The sequence below is a fragment of the Croceitalea sp. W27 genome, assembly GCF_055693185.1.
Genome location: NZ_CM146327.1, coordinates 557492 through 579526 on the forward strand (window position 1 = coordinate 557492; position 22035 = coordinate 579526).

The 22035-nt window shown below is 36.8% G+C and carries 25 protein-coding genes; 15 read left to right on the top strand and 10 right to left on the bottom strand.

Annotated features, from left to right (window positions below; translation table 11 throughout):
* The first annotated feature begins 2 nt into the window (after nucleotides 1-2).
* Entirely contained in the window at nucleotides 3-1892 is a 1890-nt protein-coding gene (locus ACZ1GR_RS02585) for a hypothetical protein (RefSeq protein ID WP_472610696.1), read from the top strand.
* 77 nt (nucleotides 1893-1969) lie between these two features.
* Here ACZ1GR_RS02585 and ACZ1GR_RS02590 read toward each other — a convergent pair whose 3' ends face one another.
* From ACZ1GR_RS02590 to ACZ1GR_RS02610, 5 genes are read right to left on the bottom strand one after another with little or no spacing between them, the layout of a single operon-like run.
* Complete coding sequence (locus tag ACZ1GR_RS02590; RefSeq protein ID WP_472610697.1) at nucleotides 1970-2734, bottom strand: DUF3667 domain-containing protein; 765 nt, start codon at nucleotides 2732-2734, stop codon at nucleotides 1970-1972.
* A gap of 15 nt (nucleotides 2735-2749) precedes the next feature.
* Complete coding sequence (gene ligA / locus ACZ1GR_RS02595; RefSeq protein ID WP_472610698.1) at nucleotides 2750-4744, bottom strand: NAD-dependent DNA ligase LigA; 1995 nt, start codon at nucleotides 4742-4744, stop codon at nucleotides 2750-2752.
* On the bottom strand, nucleotides 4744-5325 hold the full coding sequence (locus ACZ1GR_RS02600; RefSeq protein ID WP_472610699.1) for an LOG family protein: 582 nt from the start codon (nucleotides 5323-5325) through the stop codon (nucleotides 4744-4746). Before ACZ1GR_RS02600 ends, ligA begins: the two co-directional genes overlap by 1 nt.
* A complete protein-coding gene (gene prmC / locus ACZ1GR_RS02605) occupies nucleotides 5322-6185 on the bottom strand; it encodes a peptide chain release factor N(5)-glutamine methyltransferase (RefSeq protein WP_472610700.1) in 864 nt (287 codons plus the stop codon). The genes ACZ1GR_RS02600 and prmC overlap by 4 nt, the downstream gene beginning before the upstream one ends.
* Nucleotides 6182-6670: a GNAT family N-acetyltransferase gene (locus ACZ1GR_RS02610; protein WP_472610701.1), complete on the bottom strand. Its 489-nt coding sequence runs from the start codon at nucleotides 6668-6670 to the stop codon at nucleotides 6182-6184. Before ACZ1GR_RS02610 ends, prmC begins: the two co-directional genes overlap by 4 nt.
* A 29-nt stretch (nucleotides 6671-6699) precedes the next feature.
* Here ACZ1GR_RS02610 and ribD point away from each other — a divergent pair, with 29 nt between their 5' ends.
* The 4 genes from ribD to ACZ1GR_RS02630 are packed head-to-tail and all read left to right on the top strand — an operon-like array spanning nucleotide 6700 to nucleotide 9815.
* Entirely contained in the window at nucleotides 6700-7749 is a 1050-nt protein-coding gene (ribD, locus tag ACZ1GR_RS02615) for a bifunctional diaminohydroxyphosphoribosylaminopyrimidine deaminase/5-amino-6-(5-phosphoribosylamino)uracil reductase RibD (protein WP_472610702.1), read from the top strand.
* Nucleotides 7742-8350: an HAD family hydrolase gene (locus ACZ1GR_RS02620; protein ID WP_472610703.1), complete on the top strand. Its 609-nt coding sequence runs from the start codon at nucleotides 7742-7744 to the stop codon at nucleotides 8348-8350. The genes ribD and ACZ1GR_RS02620 overlap by 8 nt, the downstream gene beginning before the upstream one ends.
* Nucleotides 8344-9207 carry an EamA family transporter gene (locus ACZ1GR_RS02625; RefSeq protein ID WP_472610704.1) on the top strand — a complete coding sequence of 288 codons (864 nt, stop codon included), beginning with the start codon at nucleotides 8344-8346 and terminating at the stop codon, nucleotides 9205-9207. Before ACZ1GR_RS02620 ends, ACZ1GR_RS02625 begins: the two co-directional genes overlap by 7 nt.
* Nucleotides 9207-9815, top strand: coding sequence for an IMPACT family protein (locus tag ACZ1GR_RS02630; protein WP_472610705.1), 609 nt, complete (start codon nucleotides 9207-9209; stop codon nucleotides 9813-9815). The genes ACZ1GR_RS02625 and ACZ1GR_RS02630 overlap by 1 nt, the downstream gene beginning before the upstream one ends.
* Here the strand turns inward: ACZ1GR_RS02630 and ACZ1GR_RS02635 are convergent.
* The gene (locus ACZ1GR_RS02635) at nucleotides 9812-10210 is read right to left on the bottom strand and encodes an acyl-CoA thioesterase (protein WP_472610706.1); all 399 of its coding nucleotides are present in this window, start codon (nucleotides 10208-10210) and stop codon (nucleotides 9812-9814) included. The genes ACZ1GR_RS02630 and ACZ1GR_RS02635 overlap by 4 nt on opposite strands.
* 200 nt (nucleotides 10211-10410) lie before the next feature.
* On the opposite strand from ACZ1GR_RS02635, the gene dnaA reads away from it, so the two are divergent.
* Genes dnaA through ACZ1GR_RS02650 form a run of 3 tightly spaced genes read left to right on the top strand, consistent with a single transcriptional unit; the run spans nucleotide 10411 to nucleotide 13026 of the window.
* Entirely contained in the window at nucleotides 10411-11835 is a 1425-nt protein-coding gene (dnaA, locus tag ACZ1GR_RS02640) for a chromosomal replication initiator protein DnaA (protein WP_377766407.1), read from the top strand.
* A gap of 11 nt (nucleotides 11836-11846) precedes the next feature.
* A complete protein-coding gene (locus tag ACZ1GR_RS02645) occupies nucleotides 11847-12311 on the top strand; it encodes a low molecular weight protein-tyrosine-phosphatase (RefSeq protein ID WP_472610707.1) in 465 nt (154 codons plus the stop codon).
* Nucleotides 12298-13026 carry an SAM-dependent methyltransferase gene (locus ACZ1GR_RS02650; RefSeq protein WP_472610708.1) on the top strand — a complete coding sequence of 243 codons (729 nt, stop codon included), beginning with the start codon at nucleotides 12298-12300 and terminating at the stop codon, nucleotides 13024-13026. The genes ACZ1GR_RS02645 and ACZ1GR_RS02650 overlap by 14 nt, the downstream gene beginning before the upstream one ends.
* Before the next feature lie 53 nt (nucleotides 13027-13079).
* Here the strand turns inward: ACZ1GR_RS02650 and ACZ1GR_RS02655 are convergent, their stop codons facing one another.
* The 4 genes from ACZ1GR_RS02655 to dapF all read right to left on the bottom strand — a co-directional run bounded on the left by ACZ1GR_RS02655 (nucleotide 13080) and on the right by dapF (nucleotide 16218).
* A complete protein-coding gene (locus tag ACZ1GR_RS02655) occupies nucleotides 13080-13724 on the bottom strand; it encodes a lysozyme family protein (protein ID WP_472610709.1) in 645 nt (214 codons plus the stop codon).
* 156 nt (nucleotides 13725-13880) lie between these two features.
* On the bottom strand, nucleotides 13881-14927 hold the full coding sequence (gene mltG / locus ACZ1GR_RS02660) for an endolytic transglycosylase MltG (RefSeq protein ID WP_472610710.1): 1047 nt from the start codon (nucleotides 14925-14927) through the stop codon (nucleotides 13881-13883).
* Nucleotides 14924-15448, bottom strand: a complete 525-nt coding sequence (locus ACZ1GR_RS02665; protein WP_472610711.1) for a GNAT family N-acetyltransferase — start codon at nucleotides 15446-15448, stop codon at nucleotides 14924-14926. The genes mltG and ACZ1GR_RS02665 overlap by 4 nt, the downstream gene beginning before the upstream one ends.
* Nucleotides 15442-16218, bottom strand: a complete 777-nt coding sequence (gene dapF, locus ACZ1GR_RS02670; RefSeq protein WP_472611787.1) for a diaminopimelate epimerase — start codon at nucleotides 16216-16218, stop codon at nucleotides 15442-15444. Before dapF ends, ACZ1GR_RS02665 begins: the two co-directional genes overlap by 7 nt.
* Before the next feature lie 134 nt (nucleotides 16219-16352).
* Between dapF and ACZ1GR_RS02675 the strand changes: the two genes are divergently transcribed.
* From ACZ1GR_RS02675 to rplS, 7 genes are all read left to right on the top strand, one after another.
* On the top strand, nucleotides 16353-17744 hold the full coding sequence (locus tag ACZ1GR_RS02675; protein WP_472610712.1) for a S1C family serine protease: 1392 nt from the start codon (nucleotides 16353-16355) through the stop codon (nucleotides 17742-17744).
* A gap of 127 nt (nucleotides 17745-17871) precedes the next feature.
* Nucleotides 17872-19320 (top strand): glyceraldehyde-3-phosphate dehydrogenase, encoded by a 1449-nt coding sequence (locus ACZ1GR_RS02680; protein WP_472610713.1) that lies wholly within the window; start codon nucleotides 17872-17874, stop codon nucleotides 19318-19320.
* Nucleotides 19321-19416: 96 nt separating this feature from the next.
* Nucleotides 19417-20025: a tRNA (guanine-N1)-methyltransferase gene (locus ACZ1GR_RS02685; protein ID WP_472610714.1), complete on the top strand. Its 609-nt coding sequence runs from the start codon at nucleotides 19417-19419 to the stop codon at nucleotides 20023-20025.
* Between the two features lie 9 nt (nucleotides 20026-20034).
* Nucleotides 20035-20484, top strand: coding sequence for a GNAT family N-acetyltransferase (locus ACZ1GR_RS02690; RefSeq protein WP_472610715.1), 450 nt, complete (start codon nucleotides 20035-20037; stop codon nucleotides 20482-20484).
* A gap of 32 nt (nucleotides 20485-20516) precedes the next feature.
* Nucleotides 20517-21191, top strand: a complete 675-nt coding sequence (gene trmD, locus ACZ1GR_RS02695; protein WP_472610716.1) for a tRNA (guanosine(37)-N1)-methyltransferase TrmD — start codon at nucleotides 20517-20519, stop codon at nucleotides 21189-21191.
* Between the two features lies 1 nt (nucleotide 21192).
* Nucleotides 21193-21501 (top strand): hypothetical protein, encoded by a 309-nt coding sequence (locus tag ACZ1GR_RS02700; protein ID WP_472610717.1) that lies wholly within the window; start codon nucleotides 21193-21195, stop codon nucleotides 21499-21501.
* 130 nt (nucleotides 21502-21631) lie between these two features.
* The gene (gene rplS, locus ACZ1GR_RS02705) at nucleotides 21632-21982 is read left to right on the top strand and encodes a 50S ribosomal protein L19 (RefSeq protein WP_377766419.1); all 351 of its coding nucleotides are present in this window, start codon (nucleotides 21632-21634) and stop codon (nucleotides 21980-21982) included.
* Nucleotides 21983-22035 lie beyond the last annotated feature (53 nt).

A 22035-nucleotide genomic window follows, 5' to 3' on the forward strand; every position in this document is an offset into this window, starting at 1 on the left:
CTATGAAACCTTATTACCTCAAATTAACGCTATTCTTTTTAGCACTAAGCACAAATGGTTTTTCGCAAGAAACTTTTGATATTCAATTTCCTCAAGGCGAGAGAAGCATTGTTTGTCAACGGTGCTTTCAGGCCTTTGCCCAAAAACCCAAGGAAGTAGGTTTTTCAATTAAGATGGACAAAACCAATACGCTCTATTTTGAGGTGAACGATAAGAAATGGTTTAACCTCTTGTTTAAAAACGCAGGTGATGGTATTGCCGTAGATGTCGTTTCAAAAGATAGGTATGGTTGTCTCGAAGTACTGCCAGAGTTACAGCAAATACGGGGTGAACTTCTAAAACCAGTTTACGCCCCTGAGTTAAAAAAAACCCTTCGCCCAGCTGAGAACAATAAATTTAGAGCTCGGGTCGGACGCTTGCCAGATTCATACAAGACTAAAGAAGTTGAATTTAACATCCTCTTTTTAACAGATAAGAACCTTTGTCAATACTACACTATTTTCAACCTAGAATCCTACCAATGGGATTTGTTGGATATGGGCATGTATCTAGACTCTATAATCTACAAGACCAAGTTAAGTGCCAAAGTGAACGATGACCAGTATTCGCTCAAACAAAAAACACTCACGTTTACCATTCCTTTTGAAAAGAATAAATCTATCTATTCTCAAGAGGATATAAAACCCCTTTACGATTCGCTCAGATTAACTGATTTCAATATCAAAAAAATTGATATAAAGGCTTATGCCTCAGTAGAAGGCAATGCCGAACGTAACCTAAAACTACAACAAGAAAGGGCATCAAGCATAGTGAAAGCCATGCAGGCTTTTCAAGAGCCCACAATAGAAACAAAAGTTTCTACATCTGAAAACTGGGTAGAGTTCTTGAATGATATTACCGGAACGAACTTTGATTCTTTTAAATCGCTGACCAAAGCCGAGGTAAAACAAAAACTAACTGGTAGCACTGCACAAGAATTAGAGAAATACCTTCGAAACCATAGAAAAGCAGTTGTTCGTTTAGAATTGGAACACATAGATAAATACAAGGATATGGCTACAGAAGTCATTATTAGTTTATTTAATCAAGCAATTGGTGACGACAATCTAGACGAAGCAACTACCCTGCAAAACTCGATTTTTGAACGCTTAAAAGACAAAGAAGCAAATCCGGATGTATTATCCACTATGGAAATACCTAGGCAACTTAAATATGCTCCTTTTTTCAATAAAAATTCGGCTTTTAGATATTTAAAAGATGAGAGAAACCTTCTTATTGCCTATAAAGAACTCCAAGCGCTTGAAAAGCTAGCCCCCAAGGATAAAAAAATCAAGTATAACCTTGCCGCCTTAAAAATGCGTATTTGGCGCTATAATGTAGAACCCGTAAAACAGGAAAATTTTAAGAGCGAACTCTTAAACCTAAAAAAGTACGGCATTAACCAAAAGTTAATCAATCGTATGCTAGTGAACTATCATATTATTAAAAGTGAACTGTTTATGCGTGAACGCGACTATGTCAATAAAGACAAGTCCGTTAAGTACATTGTTGAAAATTATAAAAACGTTCCGCTCCAAGATTATGATTACCTAAGTCTTGCCCAGTTTTTGACCTATTATGCCGACCTTAAGGCTGCCGAAAATTTACTGCAACCAAAAATGAAGACCGTAGACGTTGATGAAAATCTGTTGTTTTACTATCTAAACCTTACATTGGTGAATAAAGAAATCATTCAAAATCCTGAGTATCGCACCATCATGCTCAATGCCATTAACCTAAACAAAGAACGATTCTGTAGGCTTTTCAATGCATCCAATGAAGGTGGTGTAACCTTTCAGCTTTTGGAAGATGATTATTTACATGACACCTATTGTGAGAGTTGTGAGGATTAGGTGGTTTTGTCATTCCTGCGAAAGCAGGAATCTAATTAATCATAAACTGTGGATTCCTGCTTTCGCAGGAATGACAATTAAAATAACCTTCTTACTAATAAAAACACAACAATAAATCCAAAAGTAAATATGAAGTAGAGAATATAAGTTAATATCGTTCGTAAAACAACTGATGATAAGCTAAGTCCAATAAAAAATTGACGAAATACCCAAAACGTGTAACCCATAGAAATCAATATCGGTAACACTTCTAAATAGTATACATCAATAAATATAAGTAAAGTAAAAAAGACAATATAGAGTATTGTCTGTTGTCCGCTCAGATAAGCATTTAAAGCTACATGCTCTAAATAATTAAATTTTAAACCCATAAAAGAAACGTAGGACGCTAAGGAATACATGGGTAAAAAAAGTAATGTTGCGTAAGCATAATTATCTGCCAACCAATTTAAGGTAGCAACTATTCTATTTGACTTTTCGTAATCAACAGATTCCTTTGATAAATCTGTAACTGCTGCCGAAGCACCCTCCGTAAAATATCCAAGTATGGTATCAAAATCAACATAACGTGATAAAAGAAAGTAAATCGTAGACAACATGAAAAGAAATGCGATAGGTTTAAAATGATTTCTTCGTTTTCCTTCTAAATATTCTCGTATACTATGACCGGGTCTAGTGAAAAGTTGTTTAATCGTAAATAAAAATCCGCGATTAACTTGAAAAATACTATCTGAAAGTTCATTCAAAAGACCCTTTAAATTAATTCTGTCAACCTTTGTGCTTTGAGCGCAAATAGGACAGTAAGATTCATTAGCGACATTTCCACAATTCTTACATTCCATACCATTCAAGTTTTACTAAACCATGTTCAAAAACTCCTGCTCAGAAATAATAGGCACCCCGAGCCCTTCGGCCTTTGTTTTTTTGCTTGGCCCCATATTAGCCCCGGCTACTAAATAGGTGGTTTTAGAAGATATGGAAGAAGAAACCTTACCTCCATTATCTTCTATCAATTTTTTAAGCTCTGTACGACCAATAGTTTCAAATACTCCAGAAACCACAAAAGTTTTTCCTTTTAAGGTGTCCGATTGATTTTGTAGTTGCTCTTCAGATAACGAAAATTGCAGACCATATGATTTTAATCGCTCAACAATCCGTTGATTGGTTTCATCACTAAAAAATTGTACCACACTTTCCGCTATTCTTTCACCTATTTCATCAACAGCCACCAACTCTTCTACAGTAGCTACCATCAATGCATCAATATTTTTATAAGCTTTAGCCAGTTTCTTTGCTACGGTTTCCCCAACATAGCGTATCCCTAATCCAAACAAAACACGTTCAAAAGGAATTGCTTTTGAAGCCGCTACCCCGTTCACTAAATTTTCTGCGGATTTCTCCGCCATACGTTCCAAAGGCATAACCTGCTCTTTAGTAAGGGTATATAAATCAGCATAGTTGCTAATCAAGCCCTCTTTAAACAATAACTCTACAGTCTCACCTCCTAAGCCTTCTATATCCATCGCTTTACGCGAAATAAAATGTTGAATGCGACCCGTAATCTGTGGTGGACAGCCAGAGTCATTCGGGCAAAAATGCTGAGCTTCCCCTTCCTTCCGAATCAGCACTGTATCGCATTCGGGGCAATTTGTTCTATAAATAGTCGGCTGGGAATCAATTGGGCGTTTCGTGAAATCTACTGAAATTATTTTTGGTATAATCTCCCCGCCCTTTTCAACAAATACCGTATCTCCTTCACGAATATCCAGTTTTGCTATTTGATCGGCATTATGCAAAGAGGCTCTTTTTACGGTGGTACCCGCCAGTAAAACGGGTTCTAAATTTGCTACTGGGGTTATCGCACCTGTTCTACCTACTTGATAGGTAATCTCGTTCAATACAGTAGAAACCTGCTCCGCCTTGAATTTATAGGCCATTGCCCATCTTGGTGCCTTGGCCGTATACCCTAATTCGTCTTGATGTCTTAAACTATTGACCTTAACGACTACGCCATCGGTCTCATAGGGTAAATCGTGACGCTTAACATCCCAATCTTCAACAAACTGCATTACTTCATCTGTAGTTTTGCAGAGCTTCGCTACGGTGGGCACTTTAAAGCCCCATTCGCGTGCTTTTTCGAGCATGTCAAATTGAGAGTCGAAATTCAAATTCTTACCGACTATACTATATAACAGGCATTCTAAAGGGCGCTTAGCCACAATAGCGCTGTCTTGAAGTTTTAGGCTGCCAGATGCTGTATTTCTTGGATTCATATAGGCTTCTTCACCATTGGCCAAACGCTCTTGATTCATTTTGGCAAAACCCTCTAGGGTAAGGATGATTTCACCTCTAATATCAAACTTTGCTGGGTAATCGCCCTTCAATTGAAGTGGCACCGATTTTATTGTTTTAATATTTGCGGTAACATTATCACCTTGAAATCCATCGCCCCTGGTTACTGCTCGAACCAATTTTCCCTCTTCATAAGTTAAACTTATAGATGCGCCATCATATTTTAATTCACAGGTAAAGGCCACCTCAACATCTCCTAAAATACGTTGAATACGTTTTTCCCAATCCTCCAAATCTTCCTTAGAATAGGAGTTATCCAAAGAGTACATTCTAGACTCATGAACTATAGTTTCAAAATTCTTGGTTACTGCCCCACCAACCCTTAAAGTAGGAGAAGATTCATCATAGAACTCTGGATATTGCTCTTCTAAGACCTGAAGTTCTTTCAGCTTTATATCAAAATCATAATCTGAAATAGTAGGATCGTCCAAAACATAATAGTTGTAATTATGTTCTCTTAGTTCATCGCGAAGGCTCTCTATTTTATCTTTAACGTTCATTACGTCTGTTCTTTGGTTAACCATTTTGGTACTGGAATTGGTTTGTAAGCAGCCATTTTATGCAATAAATCAGGAATTGTGCTTGCCACCAAAATCATATCAAGATTGATTTGCTTTACAAATTCTTGGTGTACCATGTGTTGCATCATACTTAAAAGTGCATCATAAAACCCGTTTGTATTTAAAATGCCGATAGGATATTGGTGCAAACCTAATTGTGCCCATGTAAGCATTTCAAAAAACTCTTCTAAAGTTCCATATCCGCCGGGAAGCATTATGATTCCATCAGATAGCTCGTGCATCTTGAGCTTGCGCTCATGCATATCTAGGGTGACAATCAGCTCGGTCAGTTCAGGGTGATAAACTTCTTTTTTCATTAAAAACTTTGGAATTACTCCAATAACCTCCCCCTTATTAGCTAGCGCACCTGATGCTACCTGGCCCATAATTCCGATTTTTGCGCCGCCATATATCAATTTGATGTTAGACTCAGCAAAAGCTTTACCTAGCGCAAATGCATCTTGGGCGTACTTTTTATCGACTCCTTCACTACTGCCACAAAACACTACAACACTTTTCATTGTTCTTTTTTTATACCACGAAGCATACGCGTGTTTTCAAAAATATCTTTTTTCAAGCTTACGTCACAAAAATTTTCATCTTCAAATAAATCCTTGGTTTCTTCAGCTAAGTATTGATTGAGTTCAGCATAAATTTTTCCGTTTCTCACCAAATGGGTATCCGAAAATTGAGCGATTGCTTTATAGAATATAAGGGCATTATTATCAGGCACGAACAAAGCTAAAGAAGGCTCGTGTTTTTTAACATTATTCTTAATCTCCTTTTTTTCAAGCTCTCGAACATAAGGCGGGTTGGAAACAATAATATCAAAGTTTGCATCGAGCCTGAGGCTCTCATCTAAAACATCACCTTGAACAAATTCAATTTCAACAGTATTTAATATCGCATTCTCTTGTGCTAAGCCAAGGGCCTCGGGTGAAATATCTAAGGCCGTTACTTTAGCATATGGTAAAGCTTTGGCAAGAGCAATTGCAATGCAACCGCTCCCAGTTCCAATATCTAAAATGTTGATATGCCCAAGGTTTAAGTTTTGTACGTCCTCCAATATCCAGGTTACCAGTTCTTCGGTCTCTGATCTAGGGATAAGTACATTTTTATTTACTTTTAAGTTTGCATCCATAAAGTGTGCCTCCCCTAAAATGTATTGAATAGGTATTTCAAGTTTTAGTTGTGCCAGTGCGTCAAAAAAAGGTTGTTCTTCTTCTTTACTAATAGCAAGTTGTGGCTGCATTACCAAGGCGAACCTCTCTAGTCTCAAATGTTTTTCTAACAAAAGGTAGAAAAAAGTGGCTACCTCTTCTTTAGGGTAAAGGGCATCCAATTCAAGATGAAATATGTTTTTGATTTCAGATACGATCATGTCAAGGTTTTAAGCATCCAAACAGGGCAGGAATAGTGACCAGTGTCCCCCAGTGGTTTTTCAATATATTCAAAACCATTTTTTAAGTATAGTTTCTGGGCCGCTTTCATGTAAGGCATGGTTTCTATGTAGCATTGTTCATAGCCAAAGAATTTTGCACGATCCAAGCAGGTTTCAATCATTTGGGCACCTAAGCCCTTACCTCGTGCACTTTCTAAGAAATACATTTTTTGTAGCTCGCAGATATTGCCTTCATAATTTTCTAATTGTGCAATACCTGCACACCCGATGATAACGCCGTTTTCCTCTAAGACAAAATAAGTGGCCCTTGGTTTGTCGTAGGCCTCGAACATTGTGTCTAGCATTTTATCGGCATACGCGGTACCAACTTTGGGCACACCTAAATCTTCTAAAACCTTACGGATTACTTTAGCAACTTCTTGGTTATCATTTAAAGTTATTTCCCGAATATTGACTGACTGCATTTTGAAATTTATTATGCTACTTTTATGACGTGAATATAGATGAAAAATACATGTTGCGCTGTATCCAATTGGCCAAAAATGGATTAGGCACTACAGCTCCCAATCCAATGGTCGGTTGCGTAATTATTCACAAAGAAAAAAATATCGGAGAAGGATATACCAGCCCTTATGGCGGGCCACACGCAGAAGTGAACGCAATCAACGCTGTAAAAAACAAAGCAGTACTATCTGCATCAACATTATACGTCACCTTAGAACCATGTGCGCATTTTGGCAAAACGCCACCTTGTGTTAATCTCATTTTAAAATATAAGATTCCACGAGTGGTAATCGGACTTCAAGATCCGAACAAAAAAGTAGCTGGCAAGAGCATTGAAATGCTTAGAGATACTGGTTGTGAAGTTAACATTGGTGTTTTAGAAAAGGAATGCCGTGAGCACCATAAGCGATTTTTAAGTGCTCAAGAAAAACAAAGACCTTATATCATATTAAAATGGGCAGAAACCATAAATGGTTTTATCGCTCCGGTTAACGCCATCCGTAAAAAAGAACCCGAACCCTATTGGATTACCAATCCGTATTCCAAACAACTGGTGCACAAATGGCGCACCCAAGAGCAGGCAATCTTAGTTGGAACAACTACCGTTTTAGCCGATAACCCAAAGCTCACTGCAAGAACTTGGAAGGGTCAAAACCCTGTAAGGGTAGTTATAGACAAAGATTTAAAGATACCCGCTAATTATCACATATTCGATGGTTCTGTAAAGACCATTATTATTACTACGATAAATGATACTTCAAAATTTATCGATAGTGTCTCATATGAAACTGCAACCTTTAAAAACTTACCAAAAGAAATTTGCGATATACTCTACAAACATGAAATAAATAGTGTTTTTGTAGAAGGTGGTGCCCAGACATTACAAGCTTTTATTGATACTAATCTTTGGGATGAAGCCAGAATTTTTAAAGGAAATATCACTTTTGCAAATGGAATTAAAGCTCCAAGTATAACAGGAAAACAGATAGCCGAAAAACGAATTTTAGAGGACAATTTGAGAATACTTAAAAATGATTAAAAACCTGATACTTGATTTTGGCGATATTTTTATCAACCTAGACAAATCTGCGACGGCAAGGGCCATGAAAGCTTTCGGGTTTGAAGAAATAACCCCAGAATTAGATACATTGTTCAAAGACTATGAAAAAGGCTTGATTACTACCGAGTCTTTTTTAAATACAACCCAACTGCTATTTCCAAAAGCAACAAGAGAAGATTTAATAGACGCATGGAACGGGATTTTATTGAATTTTCCCGATTATCGTTTAGAATTTATTGAAGAATTGGCACTACTAAAAAAGTATCGCTTGTTTTTATTGAGTAATACCAATGAACTTCATATTGATCATGTTAAAGAACAGATGGGAGTCTCAAAATATAATAGTTTTAAAAACTGTTTTGAAGTTTTTTACCTTTCTAACGAAATGGGGATGCGAAAACCAGATGCTGAAATATTTCAATTTGTATTGAAAAAGAACGGATTGATAACTGAAGAAACCCTTTTTGTAGATGACACAAAAGAAAATACAGATGCCGCCGCCGAATTAGGCATTAAAATCTGGCATTTAAATGTTGGTCAAGAAGATATTACTTCATTAAAATCGAAACTGAAATGTTAGACCTTATTCTGAGTGTACTCTGCTCAAGCTTAATATTTGTGATCTTCAAGCTTTTCGATGTTTTTAAAATTCAGACGCTTTATGCCATAATCACTAACTACATTGTGGCCTGCTGTACCGGATTATTATTTTATGAAGAAAAAATTAGTGTAACCCAGGTATACCATTCAGATTGGTTTTGGGGAACGCTTGCTTTAGGAGTACTTTTCATCATTGTATTTAACATCATGGCAAAAACTTCTCAGCAAGTAGGGGTGGCAGTAGCCTCTGTAGCTACAAAAATGTCATTGGTTATACCCGTTTTTGTAGGGATTTTAGCTTACAAAGAGTCTTTATCCACCTTAAAAGTGATTGGTATTTTGTTAGCACTGGCAGCAGTTTATTTTGCATCGGTAAAAGAAAATACGATTTCGTTTTCAAAGAAAACGCTTTTGCTTCCTGTTTTAGTTTTCTTGGGCTCCGGGGTAATAGATGCAAGTATCAATTATTTTAGGGAGACCAAATTAAGTAGCACCGAGTTTCCGCTATTTTCTGCCACCGTATTTGCCGCGGCAGCCACTACAGGCTTATTATTTATCATACTAAAGTCTTCAAAAGCTCCACTTAAAGTAAATTTTCGAAATGTTTTGGGAGGAATTGCACTTGGGATACCCAATTACTTTTCGATTTTCTTTTTATTACGTGCTCTTCAACATGATACCCTAAATAGTGCTTCGGTCTTTACCATAAATAATGTAGCTATTGTTATGTTCTCGACACTTTTAGGTATCGTGCTGTTCAAAGAGAAACTAAACCCAAAAAATTGGGGCGGAATTGTCTTAGCAGTCATTAGTATTTTATTGGTAGCGCTATTTTAATGGAGAAAGATTCTTACAAAACAGTAGCAAAAGCTTCAAATGAAGTACTTTTTAAGGATAGAAAAAGTAAATTTTTCGGGTACGTATTTCCAATCAACACAGAAGATGAGGTGAAACCCATCATTACTGCTTTAAAAAAGAAATACCATACTGCCAATCATGTATGTTATGCATGGCAACTAGGCACTGACACCATATCTTATAGAGCCAATGATGATGGAGAGCCGAATAACTCGGCGGGCATGCCTATTTATGGTCAAATTCAGGCCTTTGAACTCACTAATGTGCTAGTAGCCGTTGTTCGCTTTTTTGGCGGAACTAAGCTTGGGGTTGGCGGATTAGTACAGGCCTATAAAACATCGGCACAATTGGCCATTGAATCAGCTTCAATTGCTGAAAAACTGATTGAAGTACAATTAAAAATTGTATTTGATTACCCCGAAATGGATATTGTAATGCGAATTTTAAAACAACATAACGTTCATATCCTATCTCAAAAGCTAGAACTAAATTGCGAATTACTTGTAACGGTTAGAAGAGGTGCGTATGAAATGATTCAAAAAAGATTTGACGAGCTTCATAAAATCTCCATTTCAAAAATTCATTAAAAATGCAATTTATCGAGAATATAATCGGGACATTTCATCGGTTTATTTTTCGCTTTATCCATAAAAGCCAAAACCGTATTTGCCTCAACTAACAATACCCTAGTTTCATTATAGATTTTATAGTCAAATTCAATCTTCACCATAGGCTTTTTTCGAAGTGTAGTTTCTACTGTAATCAAATCATCATATTTGGCAGATTTTAAGTACTTTAATTGTAAGTTTATTACTGGTAAAAGTACTCCGTTTTCTTCCATTGATTTATATGTTACGCCCAAATCCCTTAGCCACTCTACTCTTCCCATTTCAAGGTACTGCGCATAGTTGCCATGATAGACAATACCCATCTGATCTGTTTCACCGTATCGTACCCGAAAAGAAAGTTTGTGATTTCTCATGTTTTTAACTGAAAAAGTATATATTTATAGGCTTTGATTTCCTGACCGGAACATGCGAAAAAAAAAGTATAAATTCAACCTGTAATCATTTTTTTTTTAGGTTTTTTGTTCACATATTTGTCGCACCTATTTTTACAGGGAAACATCTAAAGTTTTTCTAAAACTTATAATACTAACCAACAAACAAAGGAACAATTTTTATGAGTGTTACTGCATCTTCCGTTTGGAACAACTGTTTGGCTTTTATCGAAGATAATATCCAACCGCAGGCATTCAAAACTTGGTTTTTGCCAATAATTCCCGTTAGGTTAACCGACAACGCATTGAGTATTCAGGTACCGAGTAAATTCTTTTACGAATGGCTTGAAGAACACTATGTTAAGCTCTTAAAAGTAGCGTTGACCAAAGAGTTGGGTGCCAACGCCAAACTGGTTTACATTATTAAGATGGAGAACAAGTATGGTAACAACGAGCCTTTTACCGAAAAAATACCAAGTTCAAATCGCTCAGCTATGGCGCCACAAGAACTTGATGTTCCTATAACTTCGAAAAATCCGGAATTAAAGAATCCGTTCGTGATTCCTGGCATACGAAATATTAAAATTGAATCTCAATTAAACCCTAATTATAATTTCGAGAATTTCTTAGAAGGTGATTCAAATAGGCTTGCAAGATCAGCTGGAATGGCCGTCGCCAACAAACCCGGAGGCACTTCATTTAATCCACTATTGATTTTTGGTGGGGTTGGGTTAGGAAAAACACATTTGGCCCATGCCATTGGTGTTGAAATAAAAGATAAATATCCCGAACGTACCGTTCTGTACATTTCTGCGGAAAAATTTACCCAGCAATATATTGAGTCTGTAAAAAAGAATACTCGTAACGACTTTATACATTTCTATCAGTTAATCGATGTCTTACTAATAGACGATGTTCAATTTTTGTCAGGAAAATCGGGGACTCAAGACGTGTTCTTCCACATTTTCAATCATTTGCACCAAAATGGCAAGCAGGTTATCTTAACATCTGATAAGGCACCGGTAGATATGCAAGATATCGAACAACGTTTACTGTCGCGTTTCAAGTGGGGGCTATCAGCAGAATTGCAAGCTCCGGACTATGAAACCAGGGTTTCTATCCTTAAGAACAAGCTTTACAGAGATGGTGTTGAAATGCCCGATGACATTATTGACCATGTTGCTAAAAACATTAAAACCAACATCAGGGAGCTAGAGGGTGCCATTATTTCTTTAATTGCCCAATCTTCATTCAATAAAAGAGAAGTTACTCTTGAACTTGCACAGCAGGTCGTAGAAAAGTTCGTAAAGAATACAAAGCGTGAAGTTTCTATAGACTACATTCAAAAAGTAGTCTCCGATTATTTTGAAATGGATGTTGCCACGCTTCAATCAAAAACAAGAAAGCGTCATATCGTACAGGCGAGACAATTGGCCATGTTCTTTGCTAAAAAGTTTACAAAAGCTTCTTTGGCAAGCATAGGTTCTCAGATTGGAAAACGTGATCATGCCACAGTTCTGCATGCTTGTAAAACAGTTGACAATCTAGCTGAAACCGACAAGCAGTTCAGAAAGTACATTGAAGACCTTAATAAGAAGTTTACCTAATCACTTTAAGCATGACCAAAGTTTTGATGGTGTGCCTTGGTAATATCTGCAGGTCTCCATTGGCTGAGGGTATATTACAATCAAAGACAAATGCTGCTACTGTTTATGTTGATTCTGCCGGCACAGCTGGCTTTCACGTGGGTAACAGGCCAGACCAACGTTCTATAGCCGTTGCAAAAAAATACGGAATAGATATTTCAACCCAAACTTGCAGAAAATTCTCTTCAGCGGACTTTGAGATATTTGACCTTATTTATGTTATGGATGAGAATAATTATGCTAATGTAATTGTCAAAACTTCAAATGATAGTCAAAGGGATAAAGTAAAATTACTTTTGAGTGAAATTAATGGTGAACTAAAAGAGGTTCCAGATCCGTACTATGGCGGTTCCGATGGATTTGAAAATGTATTTCGACTTATTGAAGAAGCCTGCAATACCATAGCTGAAAAACTTAACGGAAATGCAAACAACTAACCCCAATAGCACTTTTGGCAAACTATATTTAATTCCAAGTACCTTGGGAGACAGCCCTCCACTTGAAGTCTTGCCAATATCAATAAAAAGGGCAATAGAGAATATTGACCACTACATCGCCGAAAACGAAAAGACGGCAAGAAAGTTCATTAAGGCCGTGAGTGCCAACAAATCACAGCCGGAACTACATTTTGAGACCTTAAATAAATTTACCGACCCCTCCGAACTCCCCAACTATCTTAGCCCCTGTCTTCAAGGATTGGATGTCGGACTATTATCGGAAGCCGGTTGCCCTGCAATTGCCGACCCTGGCGCAAATGTTGTGCGTATAGCCCATGATAAAAAAATTCAGGTAGTGCCTTTAGTTGGGCCTTCTTCAATTTTATTGGCAATGATGGCTAGTGGTATGAACGGGCAAAATTTTGCCTTTAATGGATATCTGCCCATAGACAACAGCGAGCGCAGAAGCGTTATTAAAAAATTTGAACGTAGATCAAAAGAAACCGGTCAATCTCAGATTTTTATAGAAACCCCTTATAGAAACGATAAACTACTAACCGAACTACTAAAAGTACTTCAACCTCATACACAATTGTGTGTAGCGGCCAACATCAGTCTTCAAACCGAAACGATATACACCAAATCTATCGGCGATTGGCGAAAAGTAACGATAGATTTGCACAAAAGACCTACCATCTTTATTATTCAAGCATAAAAAAATCCCAAAGCAAAAATTGCTTCAGGATTTTCTATTGTTCTCGTATCGCGCTAAATTTTCGGGTTATGTACCGATTTTATCATCGAAATATCATAACCATTGAATTTCTTCACATAATAAGCAATGGTGCTACCGTAAGCATCTGAAAAGTCTGTCTTTCCATAAGACCTAAGGTACTTTTTCACATTGCCAGCTCCGGCAAGGTGCGCTGCAGCTACAATTCCCGATTCTGAAATAATCGTTCCATTGATACGTTTTCCTACAAACCTTTTGATATCTCTTCTTAATATCCATTTGTTTCTGGAGACATTCAATTCAAAAACATTCTCTTGAAGAACTGGGTCGTTCAAAAACTTCTTGGTATCATGAACTCCTAACAGTTTTAATGTATTAGCACCAAATTGATACTTACCTAAGTATCCTAGAGTATTAACAACACCATATTGTCCTTGTGATTCTTTAAAAGCGATAGCCTCTTTAAAACCCTGAAAACCGTTCTTTAAGAAAATAGTGTTTGTGTCATACGTCTCTGTTGATTCTTGCGCCTTAGGAAATGCTAAATGAGTGTTCTCAACTACCCTTGCACTTTCTGGAAGCATAACAACTTCAACATTCTGATTAGTTATGTTTTTTCCAAAACTGGTCAAAACCACAATAATTACCAGATGACCTAAAAAACTGATCCATCTTTTCATAATTCAAAATTTTAATTTCTACGGTAATACGCAGATTTAAATTTGAGGGGGCAAATATAGTGGGGGAAGTTTGTTGATTGATGTTAAAGCTCCTAAGATTTTCTTAAAACATACCCAAATTACGTTAACAGGTGAGATTTAATCGCCAAAACGAGCTTATCTCTTGATTCTCTGATTGTTCAACCATCGGATATACTGCTCTTTATTACGGTTATGTTGCGCCAAGGTCTTGGCAAACATGTGGTATCCGAAGTTTGAAACGTCTGCAACAAAGAATAAATACTCATGTTTTTCAGGATTTAAAACTGCGTTTATAGAAGAAATATCTGGCATTGTAATGGGCCCAGGAGGCAAACCGCTGTTTTTATAGGTGTTATATGGAGAGTCCATTTCTAAATCTCGGTAAAGCACTCTTTTAATAATGGTATCATAATTTCCTGTCTCTTTTTTAATCGCATAGATAACTGTAGGGTCCGCCTGAAGTGGAATACCTTTTCTTAGGCGATTCAAATATACCCCTGCTACTTTTGGGCGTTCATCTACTTTAGCCGTCTCTTTTTGCACTATTGCTGCAAGTGCCGATACTTTCATGGGGCTAAGATCAAGTGCTTCGGCCTTAGCTTTTCGTTCATCATTCCAAAAACGATTATATTCTTTAAGCATTCGCTTACGAAAACCTACTGCATTTGTATTCCAAAAAAATTCGTAGGTATTGGGTAAGTATAGCGATAGTTTGGTGTCGTCGTTAAAGTTGTTCGCGCTTAAAAAATCAGCTTCATTAAATGCTTTTACAAGAGAGATACTATCGGCTTCAATCTGCGCGGCAATTCTACCTGCCAAAGCTTCAACAGTCTCTTGATTATTGAAAGAAACCTTTATAGCAATATTGTTACTTCGTAAAGAATTGACAATATCATTATTATTCATCCCTTTAGCAATCCCATATTTACCCCCCTTTATATTTGAAGTATATCCTTTGCGTTGTGCTACCGCCTCAAAAGTACTCCAGTCTTTTAACAAAGGGGTCAGTTGCTCTTTTACCTGGCCAATAGTGGCATCCGAAGGAATAAAAATGTAAGCTTCCTCGTTATCAAAACTGGTGTTTGGTGAAAAAATAGCCCCATAAATAGTGTAGGCAAAGTAGCCACAGATCACCAGTCCTAAAATAGCAGTTGCCCAAATTACTTTTTTTAAATTCTTCAAGATTTTACTTTTTGATATAAAAATTCATTTTTAAAGGTTCCGTCCGTCAAAATCCAATCCTTTTTAATTCCAACTTTTTGGAAGCCCTTCTTTTCAAAAAGCCGAATACTAGGTGCGTTCGTCTCTAAAATATTGGCGTATAATTGATGTAGATTCAACGTAGTGAAAACATAGTTGGATACTAGATCTAAAGCCTCTTCCCCTACCCCTTTATTTCTATTCTTTTCTTCCATTATAATGATCCCTACCCCAGCCCTCAAGTTTTTTGGGTCAAAATCGAATAAATCAATAAGTCCGATAACAAAGTCTTCAGTATTACAGATACACAAACGCAATTGCTTGACCTCATAAATATCTCGATGGGCATTATCTAAATACAGCTGCAATACCCCTTTCGAGTAAGGGGCTAATGTGCCACTAACTTCCCAAACCTCCGTATTATTTTCTAATTGATATAAAAAATCAAGATCTTGTTTTTCAAGGGCCCTCAGATAAATATTTTCACCTTTTAGACCTAGCATGAAATTTCTCCTTTAAACACAAAATTTGCAGCACCAATAAGATATACGTCAGTATACTTTCCTTCATTTTCAAAAAAAGTTACCTGTAGTTTGCCTCCTTCTGTATTTATATGAATATGGTTTTGTTCGGTTACTTTTGCTTTATGCATAGCTAAAGCAACAGCCGTAACACCAGTGCCACAAGAGAGAGTTTCATCCTCAACACCACGTTCATACGTACGTATTTGAAAAGTATTGGAGTTTACTGGGGACACAAAATTGATATTACTACCTTCTTTTCCATATATGCCATAGCGGAGCTTAGCGCCTTCTTTTGCAACGTCTAATTTAGCCAGGTCTTTCACAATTTGTACATGATGTGGCGAACCCGTATCTAAAAAAATATACTTCTCTTTCTCTTTGACCTCATCTACATCTATCATCTGTAGGGTAACCAAATCTTTATTGATAGTAGCCGCATGAAGGCCATCTATGGCATTGAAAGTAGTATCATTCTCAATCACCCCTAGTTTTTTTGCAAAAGCAACAATGCAACGCCCACCATTGCCACACATGGTGCTTTCATTGCCGTCGGAATTGTAATAGACCATCTTAAAATCTGACAATTCGTCATTTTCTAACAGAATTAGTCCGTCGGCTCCAATGCCAAATTTTCTGTCACATAAAAAAGCAACCAATTTGGTATTGTTTTTGGGAAATAATTGCTGACGATTATCAATAAGCACAAAATCGTTTCCTGTGCCTTGATATTTGTAAAATTGAAGTTGCAAATCCAAATCCATCGGGTAAAGATACTATATTCTTTAAGGATTTTTTTGCAGTTAAAAGAGCGTTAAACTGTTAAAATGAACTTTTAATTTCGACTACTTTTAGGAAAGCTAAATGTTAAAATAAAACTTTGAATATGAAAAGAACAGCAAATTTATTCGTAGTTGCCCTTTTAGCCGGGGGAATAACCTTAGGGGCCTACAAGTTATTTTTTGAAAAAGAAACTTACAATTACTTATCAGATGACAATACCGCTTCATTTGTGACCACGAGCAATCTTAGCACTTCTGCGAGAGGTGCCGGCATTAATGAGGTAGACTTTACCATAGCGGCCGAAAAAACTGTGAATGCCGTGGTTCACGTCAAAAATATGACACTTGTTGAACGAAATCCCGTAGCGCAGTTCTTCTATGGCTCGGAAGCCACCCAAAGACCTCAAGTAGGTACTGGATCTGGTGTTATCATTTCCCCTGACGGGTATATTGTTACCAACAACCATGTTATTGATAGAGCTACAAAAATTGAAGTTACCTTAAATAACAATAAAAGTTACGAGGCCGAAGTAGTTGGGGCCGACGCGAATTCAGACATTGCGCTATTAAAAATCGATGTTGAAAATCTGCCCTATTTAGCATTTGGAGATTCGGACAATGCCAAAATTGGAGAGTGGGTTCTTGCCGTTGGCAATCCTTTTAATTTAACTTCCACGGTAACCGCAGGTATAGTTAGTGCAAAAGCGCGCTCTTTATCGGTAGCGCGAAATCAGTCTTTCATACAAACAGATGCGGCCGTAAACCCAGGCAATAGTGGTGGTGCATTAGTGAACACCAATGGTGATTTAATCGGCATCAATACAGCAATAACTTCACAAACTGGTTCGTATGTAGGTTATTCGTTTGCTGTACCAAGTAATATTGCTAAAAAAGTAGTCGATGATTTATTGGAATTTGGTAATGTTCAAAAGGGAATTTTAGGAGTAAATACAGTACCAGAAAATTCAAAACAAGCCTTGGAGCTTGGCATCAATGAGATTCAAGGGGTATATATCGCTGGTATTGCGGACGAATCAGGTGCTGAAGAAGCTGGCCTTAAGGTTGAAGATGTCATTAAACAAGTTGACAACGTTAGGGTTACCAAATTCTCAGAGTTAACAGGATATCTTTCCGCTAAGCGCCCAGGGGACGAGGTTGAAGTAACTATAGATAGAAATGGTAAAAAAATGGTGTTACCTGTTGTCTTAAAGAAAAATCAAACAGCGGACATGCCTGTAATGGGATTCCGGGTTAAAAATCTTTCTGAAAAAGACAAAAAACAATACAATCTTAAAGAAGGGGTTAAAATTATTGACGTACCACAACAATATGTGAATTATGATTTGATAGGAAAGGTAATTATTAAAGTTGACGATGATAAAGTCAACGATATTGACGATGCCAAAGCTATTTTTAGTAAAATATCAAGATATGGCTCTACCAGTATAACTTTAATGACCGAAGACGGAGAACGAGAAAGACTTATTTTTCAATAAATAGCAAATAACAATTAGCTAAAAAAGCGCCTCCAATGAGGCGCTTTTTATTTATCAAATATTCCTTTTACGAAAACGTTTGAAATAACTACTTTTGCGAAAAATTTAAACAACCAGTACTCCAGTTATGAGTGATATTAAATCTTACGAAAAAGAATTGGCATTTCAAGCAGATAGACGAAAGGCTACTACCGAATTCATAAAGTTGATAAGTGATTTATGGTATGATAAGTCCATCGAAGTAGTGCTTTTTAAAAATCAGGTAATCGATAAAAATGTAAGTGATATTATCAATTTGCATGAATATGCTGGAGAGTTTGTTCAAAAACCGATTTCCATTTTTGATTCGGTCGAGCTTTTAAGAGCCATAAACGATATTAATATGCCAGCTGCAAAACTGGATATTGGTAAGCTTACCTATGAATACCATTCACAAGAAAATAGCCACTTAAACGTAAAAGCATTTGTATTAGATAAGCTTAATGATTCGCAAGATTCAAAAGATATTAAACCAAAAGACGTGGTTTTATACGGTTTTGGCAGAATAGGCCGCTTATTGGCAAGAGAATTAATGGCCAAGACGGGCAAGGGCAACCAGTTAAGGTTAAGAGCAATTGTCACTCGCGGAGAAATAAGTGATGCTGTTTTAGAAAAAAGAGCTGCCCTAATGCGCACCGACTCCGTTCATGGGCAATTCAGCGGAACGGTGGAAATCGACTCTAAAAAACAGGCTTTATTAATCAATGGCACTACGGTTTACATCATAAGTGCAGATAAACCAGAAAGTATCGATTATACCAAATATGGTATTTACAATGCTTTGATTATAGACAATACAGGAGCGTTCAGAGATAAAAAAGCGCTTTCAAGACATCTAGAAGCCAAAGGAGCCAACAGAGTATTGCTTACCGCACCAGGTAAAGAAATTCCAAATATCGTTCACGGTGTTAACCACAAAGAATATGACCCTGATACTACAAAGATTTTTTCAGCGGCATCATGCACAACCAATGCCATTACCCCAATTTTAAAGGTAATTGAAGATTCTTTGGGCATAAAAAAGGGTCACTTAGAAACTATACATGCCTATACCAACGACCAAAACTTGGTCGATAATATGCACTCAAAATACCGTCGTGGTAGAGCTGCAGCTTTAAACATGGTAATTACAGAAACGGGCGCTGGCAAAGCGGTTGCAAAGGCATTACCTTCTTTAGAAGGCAAATTGACTTCAAACGCTATTCGTGTTCCCGTACCGAATGGTTCATTGGCTATTTTGAATTTAGAAGTCAAAAACAAAACATCGCAAGAAGCTGTAAATACCATTCTTAAAAAGTATGCACTTGAAGGTGATCTGGTAGAACAAATAAAATACTCGTTAAGTAATGAATTGGTCTCTTCTGATATTGTAGGTACATCGGCACCTTCTATTTATGACAGTAGAGCGACATTAATTTCCGGTGATGGCAAAAACATTGTGCTTTATATCTGGTATGATAACGAATTCGGGTACTCTCATCAGGTAATTAGGCTAGCAAAGTACATCGCTAAAGTAAGACGCTATACCTATTATTAGAATAAATTTAAAAAGAGATAAATTCATTTTTTTGGTGATTTATTTTATTGGTGTACCTTCGTTTTGCTCTAAATCTAAAGTAAAAGTAGAACTCCTATGAAAAAAATTATGATTCTCTTAGGTGGATTATTATTAGCAATAAACCCACTTAAAGCCCAAGACGAAACTGCATCTAAAAACGAAGACACTAGTATCAGCGGTCAATTTGAGACCATTATTAGAAAGTCTACCAATTACAGACAAGCTGGTAAAAGATACGAGGTTGTTCGTTTATTAGAACTGGAAGCGCTCAGAAAGAATATTCTCGATTCCATTTCTACCGCCAATGCCACTATTATTGGTCTTAGGGCCACAATAGCAGAAAATGAAACTTCGATAAGCTCTCTGAATACCAAATTGGATGAGACTACAAAGAATCTCAATCAATTGACCGAAGAAAAGGATAGTATGTCCTTTTTCGGTGCCATGGTCTCCAAGGGTACTTATAAAATTATTGTCTGGTCTATTATTTTTGGTCTGTTGGCCTTTTTGTTATTCTTTATTTACCGTTTTAAAAACAGTAACTTTTTAACACAACAAGCAAAATCTGCGCTTGCTGATGTTGAAGCGGAGTTTGAACAACATCGTAGAAGATCTCTGGAAAGAGAGCAAAAGATAAGTCGGGAATTGCAAGACGAAATCAACAAAAACAAAAAAGGGGCCTAACCCATTTACATGAACATTATACGTGCCACAAAAGAACATATTCCTTTAGTGGTGACCTTGTTTGATGAATATCGGGTGTTCTACCAACAGACTTCCGACAAAAAAAGTGCCTTTACTTTTTTGGAGAAACGTTTAGAATTGAATGAGTCTATTCTATTTATCGCTGTAGAAAAGGATACTCCTATTGGATTTACCCAACTATACACCTCTTTCTCATCTGTATCAATGGAAGCCTTTTATATTTTAAACGATTTATATGTAAGTCCTTCACATAGAGGAAAAGGAGTTGGTCGGGCATTATTAAATAAAGCAAAAGAACAATGCCTTCTCATGGCCTATAAAGGTGTTAGGTTAGAAACTGGTGTTGAAAACCCTGCGCAACATTTATATGAAAGATTAGGTTGGCAAAAAGACAGCAAACATTTTCATTATTTTTGGTCAGCCATAAAACCTGAATAATAGCCTACTTTTACACCATATAAGTACCTATCATGCGCATTGATATTATTACTGTTTTACCAGAGTTACTTAAGAGTCCTTTTGAAGCTTCTATCTTAAAACGAGCTATTGAAAAAGGGCTCGTGGAAGTACATTTGCACAATCTAAGAGATTTCTCTTTAGGAAATTACAACCAAGTTGATGATTACCAATTTGGTGGAGGGGCTGGAATGGTGCTTATGGCCGAGCCTATAGATAAGTGTATTTCTAAACTAAAAGAAGAAAGAGACTACGACGAGGTCATTTATATGTCACCCGATGGTGCTACCCTGAATCAAGGTATGGCGAACGGATTATCACTAAAGAAAAACATTATTATACTATGTGGCCATTACAAAGGAGTGGACCAGCGTGTTCGAGATCTTTTTATTACGAAAGAAATTTCTATAGGTGATTATGTATTATCCGGAGGTGAACTTGCCGCCGCTGTGCTATCTGATGCTGTAATTAGATTGCTTCCGGGGGTTTTAAATGATGAAACTTCAGCTTTAACAGATACCTTTCAAGACAATCTATTGGCGCCCCCCGTCTATACCAGACCATCAAACTACAAAGGTCATAAAGTGCCAGATGTATTATTGAGCGGTAATTTCCCCAAAATAGAAAAATGGCGAGAAGAACAGGCATTAAAAAGAACTGAAACTTTACGACCTGATTTATTAGAATAATATGACTTTTGACCCTATTTATGTTGTAGGCGGTATTTTAGGAGGCCTGTCACAATTACTATTACTGGTATTTTGCATTGTTCTAGTCTTTAAGATTAAAAATACCGCTACCGTATTAATGTTAGCGGGAAGCATTCTTACCATATTATTTTACGTATTGAATATCATATGGACCACCATAGCAGCTACTAATGGCCCTGAAGCCGTTGCTAAATCGGTTGCTTTATTAAATGTTCTCCAAAATATACCCCCGGTAATTTTTGTAATTGGTTTTTCGCTATTCGTTAAAAACCATATAAAGAAAAACTAGTAGATGAAGCTAAAAAAATCTCAAAACTATTGTCAGTTTTAAATTAAGAACTATTTTTGCACTCCATTAAAGTTAACCTCTGACGAACGTCGTGAATGTTGATTTTAAAAAACACTTAAATTGATTCGAAATGGAATCGCTAATAAAATTTGTAGAAAACGAATTCGTAGAAAAGAAAGAATTTCCAAAGTTCTCTTCCGGTGATACTATCACTGTGTACTACGAAATTAAAGAAGGTGACAAAACAAGAACCCAGTTCTTTAAAGGAGTTGTCATTCAGCGTCGCGGTAGTGGTGCGACGGAAACCTTTACCATAAGAAAAATGTCCGGTACTGTAGGTGTTGAGCGTATCTTCCCAGTTAACATGCCTGCACTTCAAAAGATAGAATTAAACAAAAGAGGTAAAGTTAGAAGGTCAAGAATCTTTTACTTTAGAGGCCTTACCGGTAAGAAAGCAAGGATTAAGGAAATTCGTTCTTAAGCTTACTTTTAATAAAACCATAAAGCATCCTTTAATTAAGGATGCTTTTTTTA

Coding starts and splice junctions, on each gene's coding strand:
- ACZ1GR_RS02585 (WP_472610696.1), top strand. CDS start 3: ATGAAACCTTATTACCTCAAATTAACGCTATTCTTTTTAGCACTAAGC.
- ACZ1GR_RS02590 (WP_472610697.1), bottom strand. CDS start 2,734: ATGGAATGTAAGAATTGTGGAAATGTCGCTAATGAATCTTACTGTCCT.
- ligA (WP_472610698.1), bottom strand. CDS start 4,744: ATGAACGTTAAAGATAAAATAGAGAGCCTTCGCGATGAACTAAGAGAA.
- ACZ1GR_RS02600 (WP_472610699.1), bottom strand. CDS start 5,325: ATGAAAAGTGTTGTAGTGTTTTGTGGCAGTAGTGAAGGAGTCGATAAA.
- prmC (WP_472610700.1), bottom strand. CDS start 6,185: ATGATCGTATCTGAAATCAAAAACATATTTCATCTTGAATTGGATGCC.
- ACZ1GR_RS02610 (WP_472610701.1), bottom strand. CDS start 6,670: ATGCAGTCAGTCAATATTCGGGAAATAACTTTAAATGATAACCAAGAA.
- ACZ1GR_RS02620 (WP_472610703.1), top strand. CDS start 7,742: ATGATTAAAAACCTGATACTTGATTTTGGCGATATTTTTATCAACCTA.
- ACZ1GR_RS02625 (WP_472610704.1), top strand. CDS start 8,344: ATGTTAGACCTTATTCTGAGTGTACTCTGCTCAAGCTTAATATTTGTG.
- ACZ1GR_RS02630 (WP_472610705.1), top strand. CDS start 9,207: ATGGAGAAAGATTCTTACAAAACAGTAGCAAAAGCTTCAAATGAAGTA.
- ACZ1GR_RS02635 (WP_472610706.1), bottom strand. CDS start 10,210: ATGAGAAATCACAAACTTTCTTTTCGGGTACGATACGGTGAAACAGAT.
- dnaA (WP_377766407.1), top strand. CDS start 10,411: ATGAGTGTTACTGCATCTTCCGTTTGGAACAACTGTTTGGCTTTTATC.
- ACZ1GR_RS02645 (WP_472610707.1), top strand. CDS start 11,847: ATGACCAAAGTTTTGATGGTGTGCCTTGGTAATATCTGCAGGTCTCCA.
- ACZ1GR_RS02650 (WP_472610708.1), top strand. CDS start 12,298: ATGCAAACAACTAACCCCAATAGCACTTTTGGCAAACTATATTTAATT.
- ACZ1GR_RS02655 (WP_472610709.1), bottom strand. CDS start 13,724: ATGAAAAGATGGATCAGTTTTTTAGGTCATCTGGTAATTATTGTGGTT.
- ACZ1GR_RS02665 (WP_472610711.1), bottom strand. CDS start 15,448: ATGCTAGGTCTAAAAGGTGAAAATATTTATCTGAGGGCCCTTGAAAAA.
- ACZ1GR_RS02675 (WP_472610712.1), top strand. CDS start 16,353: ATGAAAAGAACAGCAAATTTATTCGTAGTTGCCCTTTTAGCCGGGGGA.
- ACZ1GR_RS02680 (WP_472610713.1), top strand. CDS start 17,872: ATGAGTGATATTAAATCTTACGAAAAAGAATTGGCATTTCAAGCAGAT.
- ACZ1GR_RS02685 (WP_472610714.1), top strand. CDS start 19,417: ATGAAAAAAATTATGATTCTCTTAGGTGGATTATTATTAGCAATAAAC.
- ACZ1GR_RS02690 (WP_472610715.1), top strand. CDS start 20,035: ATGAACATTATACGTGCCACAAAAGAACATATTCCTTTAGTGGTGACC.
- trmD (WP_472610716.1), top strand. CDS start 20,517: ATGCGCATTGATATTATTACTGTTTTACCAGAGTTACTTAAGAGTCCT.
- ACZ1GR_RS02700 (WP_472610717.1), top strand. CDS start 21,193: ATGACTTTTGACCCTATTTATGTTGTAGGCGGTATTTTAGGAGGCCTG.
- rplS (WP_377766419.1), top strand. CDS start 21,632: ATGGAATCGCTAATAAAATTTGTAGAAAACGAATTCGTAGAAAAGAAA.